Origin of the sequence: Streptomyces sp. NPDC059142, from assembly GCF_042755665.1 — a bacterium.
Taxonomy (GTDB): Bacteria; Actinomycetota; Actinomycetes; order Streptomycetales; family Streptomycetaceae; genus Streptomyces.
Map to the genome: position 1 here is coordinate 1 of NZ_JBHZDA010000146.1, position 5,772 is coordinate 5,772.

Genomic DNA, 5,772 nt, shown 5'->3' on the forward strand with positions numbered 1-5,772 from the left:
GGGCGGGCGCGGGGGGGGGGGCGGGCGCGCGCCCGCCCCCCCCCGGCCCATGACGGTGTCTCGGTGCCTCGGTGTCCGCGCGCCTCAGCCCTGGCTGCCCGCGTCGGCGCCGCCGTCGCCGCCGGCCGAGGTGCCGGTGTCGCCGGTCACCCCGCTCGTGACCCCCTGGGGGCCGCCCGGCAGCTCGGTGTCGCCGCCGTCGCCGGTCGGTCCGCCGGTCGGGTCGCTCGACGGGTCGCTGCCGTTGCCGCCGTCGCTCGTCCCGGTGTCACCCGTGCCCGTGTCGCTGGAGGTCGGCGTGTCGTCCGACGGTTCCAGCGACGGGCTCGGGGTGTAGCGCGGCTTCGAAGGCTGCTCGTAGCTCGGGTAGTCGTTGCCGCCCGTGGAGTTGTCCGTGTCGCTGTCCTGCGAGGACTCCGACTCGGAGGGGGACGGGCTCCCGGACGTCTGCTGCTCGCTCGGGGAGTGCGTGGTCGGGTTCTTGGTGTCGTTCCCGTTGTCCGTGGCGCCGCCGATGTTCTTCACCGCGAACGCCACGCCCGCGATGATCGCGACCACCGCGAGCGCGACGAAGAGCCAGAGCTTGCCGCGACCGCCGCCGTTGCCGTGGTGGCCGCCGTCGTATCCGCCGTCGTTCGGGTTCATCGGCGGCAGGATCGGGCCCTGCGACGTCTCGCTGTGCGGCGGGTGGCCCATGGCCGTCGTCGTGGCCATGCCCATCGCAGGGGTGTTGCCGCCCATCATGTGGGCGTCGACCGGGCCGGTGTTCCAGGTCCCGCTGTGGCTGCCCTGCTGCTGGATCATCTGGAGGCCGTACTGGACGAGCCCGCGCATCTCCTCGGCGCTCTGGAACCGGTCGTCCGGCTCCTTCGCGAGCGAGCGCATGACCAGGCCGTCCAGCTCCGGCGGCGCCACGTCCGAGACCTCGGAGGGCGGTACGGGGATGTCCTGGACGTGCTGGTACACCACGGAGAGCGGGGTCTCACCGGTGAACGGGGGCCGCAGGGCGAGCAGTTCGTACAGCAGACAGCCCGTGGCGTACAGGTCGCTGCGGTGGTCGACCGCCTTGCCGAGGGCCTGCTCCGGCGAGAGGTACTGCGGCGTGCCCATGACCATGCCGGTCTGGGTCATCGTCGACTGCGCGCCGTGCAGGGCGCGCGCGATGCCGAAGTCCATCACCTTGACCGCGCCCGCGTCCGTGATGATCACGTTCGCCGGTTTGATGTCGCGGTGGACGATGCCGTGCTGGTGCGAGTAGGCCAGCGCCTCCAGCACACCGGAGACGATGATCAGCGCCTGCTCGGGCGGCGGGGCCTCCGCGCTGACGAGCAGATCGCGGATGGTGCGGCCCTCGACCAGCTCCATCACGATGTACGGGACGGTCTGCCCGTTGACGGTGTCCTCGCCCGAGTCGTACACCGCCACCACCGCGTGGTGGTTGAGGCCCGCGACCGACTGCGCCTCGCGCGTGAAGCGGGCCTTGGAGACCGGGTCCTCGGCGAGATCCGCCCGGAGGAGCTTCACGGCGACGATGCGCCCGAGCCGTACGTCCTCGGCCGCGAACACCTCGGCCATGCCGCCGCGGCCGAGGCGATGGGTCATGCGGTAGCGGCCGTCGCCGACCATCCCGCCGACCAATCCGTTGTCGCCCCAGGAGTCCGCCGCATCCGACACTCCGCCGCCTGCTTCGGGTTCGGGTGCCATCAGTCCTCGCCGTCGTGTCTGTCCGCATGGTGGCCGCGCGCGCGGTCCGCGGGTGGTCTGTGGGTCTCAGGAGCTCTGTGAAGCTTGTGTGTCTGCGTGTTTGGGACTTGGGAGGGTCGCTCAGGGGTGGCTATGGCACCTCACGCTACAGCCTCCCGGTGACACGCCGGTCCAGGATGGACCGGTCATGAAACCCGTTGCCTCACTGCCCATGCAAATTACGTGCGGTTCCTGTAACGCTTCCGAGATGCTTGCTGTGTCTACGGTCACGGAACGGGCACCTGGCTTGACGTGTCGGTGCCCTACGGCAGACTTGGCCAGTAATAAGGGATCACCGCGCCAGTATCGCCGTTCGCGCCGGTGCTGCCGGTATCACCGCGATACCGCCGCGCGAGGTACGACCGCGTCCACGCGCGCCGAGGGGGAGCACAGTCATGAGCCACGACGGCGCACGGGGCCGCCATGCGGGCGGGTCGGTCGCGGGCGGCAGATATCAGCTCCGCGATCTGCTCGGCGAGGGCGGAATGGCGTCCGTATATCTCGCGTACGACGCGGCGCTCGACCGCCAGGTCGCGATCAAGACGCTCCACACGGAGCTGGGGCGCGAACAGTCCTTCCGTGAGCGCTTCCGCCGCGAGGCGCAGGCTGTCGCCAAGCTGTCGCACACCAACATCGTCTCCGTCTTCGACACCGGCGAGGACACCCTCGACGGCGCGGTGATGCCGTACATCGTCATGGAGTACGTCGAGGGGCAGCCGCTCGGCTCCGTGCTCCAGCAGGACATCGCGCAGTACGGCGCGATGCCGGCCGACAAGGCGCTCAAGGTGACCGCCGATGTGCTGGCCGCGCTGGAGACCAGCCATGAGATGGGGCTGGTCCACCGGGACATCAAGCCCGGCAATGTGATGATCACCAAGCGCGGTGTCGTGAAGGTGATGGACTTCGGCATCGCGCGCGCCATGCAGTCGGGCGTCACGTCGATGACACAGACCGGCATGGTCGTCGGGACGCCGCAGTACCTCTCGCCCGAGCAGGCGCTGGGCCGAGGTGTCGACGCGCGCTCCGACCTGTACTCGGTCGGCATCATGCTCTTCCAGCTCCTCACGGGGCGGCTGCCGTTCGACGCGGACTCCCCGCTGGCGATCGCGTACGCACACGTCCAGGAGGAGCCGGGCGCGCCCTCCGGCATCAACCGGTCGCTCACCCCGGCGATGGACGCGCTGGTGGCGCGGGCGCTGAAGAAGAACCCCAACGAGCGCTTCCCGAGCGCGGAGGCGATGCGCGACGAGTGCGCGCGCGTCCTGACGGCCGGGCAGCCGGGCGCCCCGGCGATCGTGCCCGGCGCCCCGCAGCACACCAGCGGCTCCGGCGTGGGCTCCGCGGTCTTCCCACCGGTCGACCAGTCGGGCCAGGCCCCGCAGTCCATGCCGGGCGGTGTGCAGACGCCGTACCAGCCAAACCCCTACGGCCCGCCGACGCCCGCCGCCTCGCCCTACGGCCCGATGCAGCCCTCGCCGCAGGCCCACGCGCAGAACCCGGGCTACGGCTACCCGCAGGCGGCCCCCGCGTACTCGACGCCCGCGCCGACGACGCCCCAGGGGTACGGCGTCTCCGGGAACGGCCCCTCGGGCCGGGGCGACGGCAAGCGGAACACCCCGGTGGTCGTGGGCTCGATCGTCGTCGCGCTCCTGGCGCTCGGCGGCCTGGTCACCGCCCTGTCCATGAACGGCGAGAACGACAAGGACCCCGATCCGGTCGCCAGCGGCAGCGCGACGCCCGCGGACCACCGGGACCCCGAGCGGAACCGGACGATCGACGCCGCCAAGTGCACGGACGCGTCCGAGGACAGCCTGGACCCGTCGAAGGTGCAGGCCCCGGACCTGCGGTACAAGGACATCATCTCGGTGAAGGACTGCCTGCGTAAGGCGGGCTGGACCTGGGCGGAGCCCAAGAAGAAGGACGACGGCGCGCAGGCCGAGGACATCGTGATCGGCCAGTACCCCGAACCGGGCTCGGCGATCCTGCCCAAGGAGCAGCAGTTCGAGCTGACGATCTCCACGGGGGACGCGGGCTAGGCACTTACCTGAGGGCCCGAGGGCCTGAGGACCGCGTTCCGAGTCCTCGGGTCCCGGGTCCTCGGGTCCCGGCTCCTGGGTCCCGGCTCCTGGGTCCCGGCTCCTGGGTCCCGGCTCCCGGCAGGACGGGGCAGGACGGTCGGGCTGTACCGGCCGGCTGAGCTGCGCCGGTTGCACCCCTTGAGCGAAATGCCCGAGATGCCGGTTTTGTCGGGCCATGTGACGCTGAGTCGGTGAGCCCGAGCCTCCCGCCCCGCCTTCCGGGCGCGACCGCGGTCGCCGTAGCGGCGCTGCTGCTGGTCGCACCCGTCGCCCACGCCGAGGAGTCCGGGCCGCCCGGCGCACCAGGGACCTCCATGGCGGAGCCGGGGCCCGCCGCGCCGACGGCGCGGCCCGCGAGCGAGGGGCGCCCCCGGCCGGGGAGGCCCACGGGAGGCCAGGTCGTACGGCCCGAGGAGGCCGGTCCCGCGATCGGCGCCGAGAACGGCGGGGGCGACGGGGGCACGGACTCCGGGAGCGCCGCCGGAGGCGACGGCACGGGCAGCGGTACGGGCGGGCACCCTCCGACGAGCGGTACGGGAACGGCGGCCACGCACCCCGCCGCACGGCCGCCCAGCACCCCCGCGACGCCGCCCGCGGGCTCCGCCCGGCCCTCCCCCATGACGTCGTCGTCCGCCGCGTCCGACTCCGCCGGCGCCTCGGCGTCGCCCTCACGCGTACGGCCGGACCGGACCGCGAAGCCCCCCGAGGCGGACGGGGAGGAGGAGACGGTGGAGGAGGACCACGCGCTGCCCGAGCCGGTCGCGCCGATCCCCGACGCGTCCTCGACACCCCGGCCCCCGGCCCCCGAGGCGCCCCGCGAGCGGGGCACGGCCTTCGTCACGAACACGTCGGGCCGGCCCGTCTCCGTCCTGACGCTCGGCACCGGCATCACGCTGATCGGACTCGGGCTCGGATTTCTCGGAGTGCGGCTCCGCCGCTGACCCGACCGCTCCCTCGCCACCCCGTCCCACCTGCGCTTTTCCCCTCCTGTCTGCACCGTGTAGTCCTTATGGCGGACTTACCACCTCACTCTCAGGTTGCTTGCGGGCCACGACATACCCGGTATACATACTGAGTATGTCGATTCGCCATGGGCTTCTCGCCCTCCTGGAACGTGGCCCGCGCTACGGCTCTCAGCTCCGTACGGAGTTCGAGTCGCGCACGGGTTCCACCTGGCCGCTCAATGTCGGGCAGGTCTACACGACGCTCAGCCGTCTGGAACGGGACGGCATGGTCGCCCAGGACGGCGAGGACGGGGCGGGACACACGCTCTACGTGATCACGCACGCCGGCCGTACGGAGCTGAAGTCCTGGTTCCGTACGCCCGTCGACCGGGCCAGCCCGCCCCGCGACGAGCTGGCGATCAAGCTCGCCATGGCGGTGGGCGCGCCCGGCGTCGACATCCGGGACGTCATCCAGTCGCAGCGCCGCCACACCATCAAGGCGATGCAGGACTACACCCGGCTCAAGGCGCAGGCGCTGGAGACCGTACCGAAGGACCGGGACGAGGTGGCCTGGCTGCTCGTCCTGGAACAGCTCATCTTCCAGACGGAGGCCGAGGCGCGCTGGCTCGACCACTGCGAGTCCCGGCTGATCCGGCTCTCGATGGTGCCGCTGCGCGAGGCCACGCCGGTGGCGGAAACCACCGGCGGGCCCACCGAGGATCCGCCGGACGGCCCGCCCGGTGAGGCGTCCGGTGAGGTCGTGGGCCGGGCGCCCGTGCCCGGGGCCCAGCGCTCCGGCGGGCACTGACCCCCGCCGCCGTACCTGGGCCGCCCGCGCCGCCACCGACCCCGGCGGCGTGCTCCGGCTCCCGGACCCGGCTCCGGCCGGCTCCGGACTCCCGGCCGGGTCCGGCTTGACGCGCCCCCAACCCGAGTCCATTCGGATCCGGCAGGGCATGGCCTGACGAAATCTATCATTTCATCAGCGACACAGCGCCCGTCCGTTC

Annotated in this window: 4 protein-coding genes; 3 read left to right on the plus strand and 1 reads right to left on the minus strand. The window is 72.3% G+C overall.

Going from position 1 to position 5,772, the window contains the following annotated elements; genetic code table 11:
- Window positions 1–84: 84 nt before the first annotated feature.
- Window positions 85–1,704 (minus strand): protein kinase, encoded by a 1,620-nt coding sequence (locus tag ACFXPK_RS31030; RefSeq protein ID WP_385080457.1) that lies wholly within the window; start codon window positions 1,702–1,704, stop codon window positions 85–87.
- A 434-nt stretch (window positions 1,705–2,138) separates the two neighbouring features.
- On the opposite strand from ACFXPK_RS31030, the gene ACFXPK_RS31035 reads away from it, so the two are divergent.
- From ACFXPK_RS31035 to ACFXPK_RS31045, 3 genes are all read left to right on the plus strand, one after another.
- Complete coding sequence (locus ACFXPK_RS31035) at window positions 2,139–3,779, plus strand: protein kinase (protein WP_385005274.1); 1,641 nt, start codon at window positions 2,139–2,141, stop codon at window positions 3,777–3,779.
- A gap of 233 nt (window positions 3,780–4,012) precedes the next feature.
- The gene (locus tag ACFXPK_RS31040) at window positions 4,013–4,762 is read left to right on the plus strand and encodes a hypothetical protein (protein ID WP_385080459.1); all 750 of its coding nucleotides are present in this window, start codon (window positions 4,013–4,015) and stop codon (window positions 4,760–4,762) included.
- Between the two features lie 136 nt (window positions 4,763–4,898).
- Window positions 4,899–5,573, plus strand: coding sequence for a PadR family transcriptional regulator (locus ACFXPK_RS31045; protein ID WP_385005270.1), 675 nt, complete (start codon window positions 4,899–4,901; stop codon window positions 5,571–5,573).
- The last annotated feature ends 199 nt before the right edge of the window (window positions 5,574–5,772 follow it).

What these genes read in the sequence shown, in the direction of transcription:
- ACFXPK_RS31030 (WP_385080457.1), bottom strand. Translation starts at nt 1,704, where the DNA reads ATGGCACCCGAACCCGAAGCAGGCGGCGGAGTGTCGGATGCGGCGGAC.
- ACFXPK_RS31035 (WP_385005274.1), top strand. Translation starts at nt 2,139, where the DNA reads ATGAGCCACGACGGCGCACGGGGCCGCCATGCGGGCGGGTCGGTCGCG.
- ACFXPK_RS31045 (WP_385005270.1), top strand. Translation starts at nt 4,899, where the DNA reads ATGTCGATTCGCCATGGGCTTCTCGCCCTCCTGGAACGTGGCCCGCGC.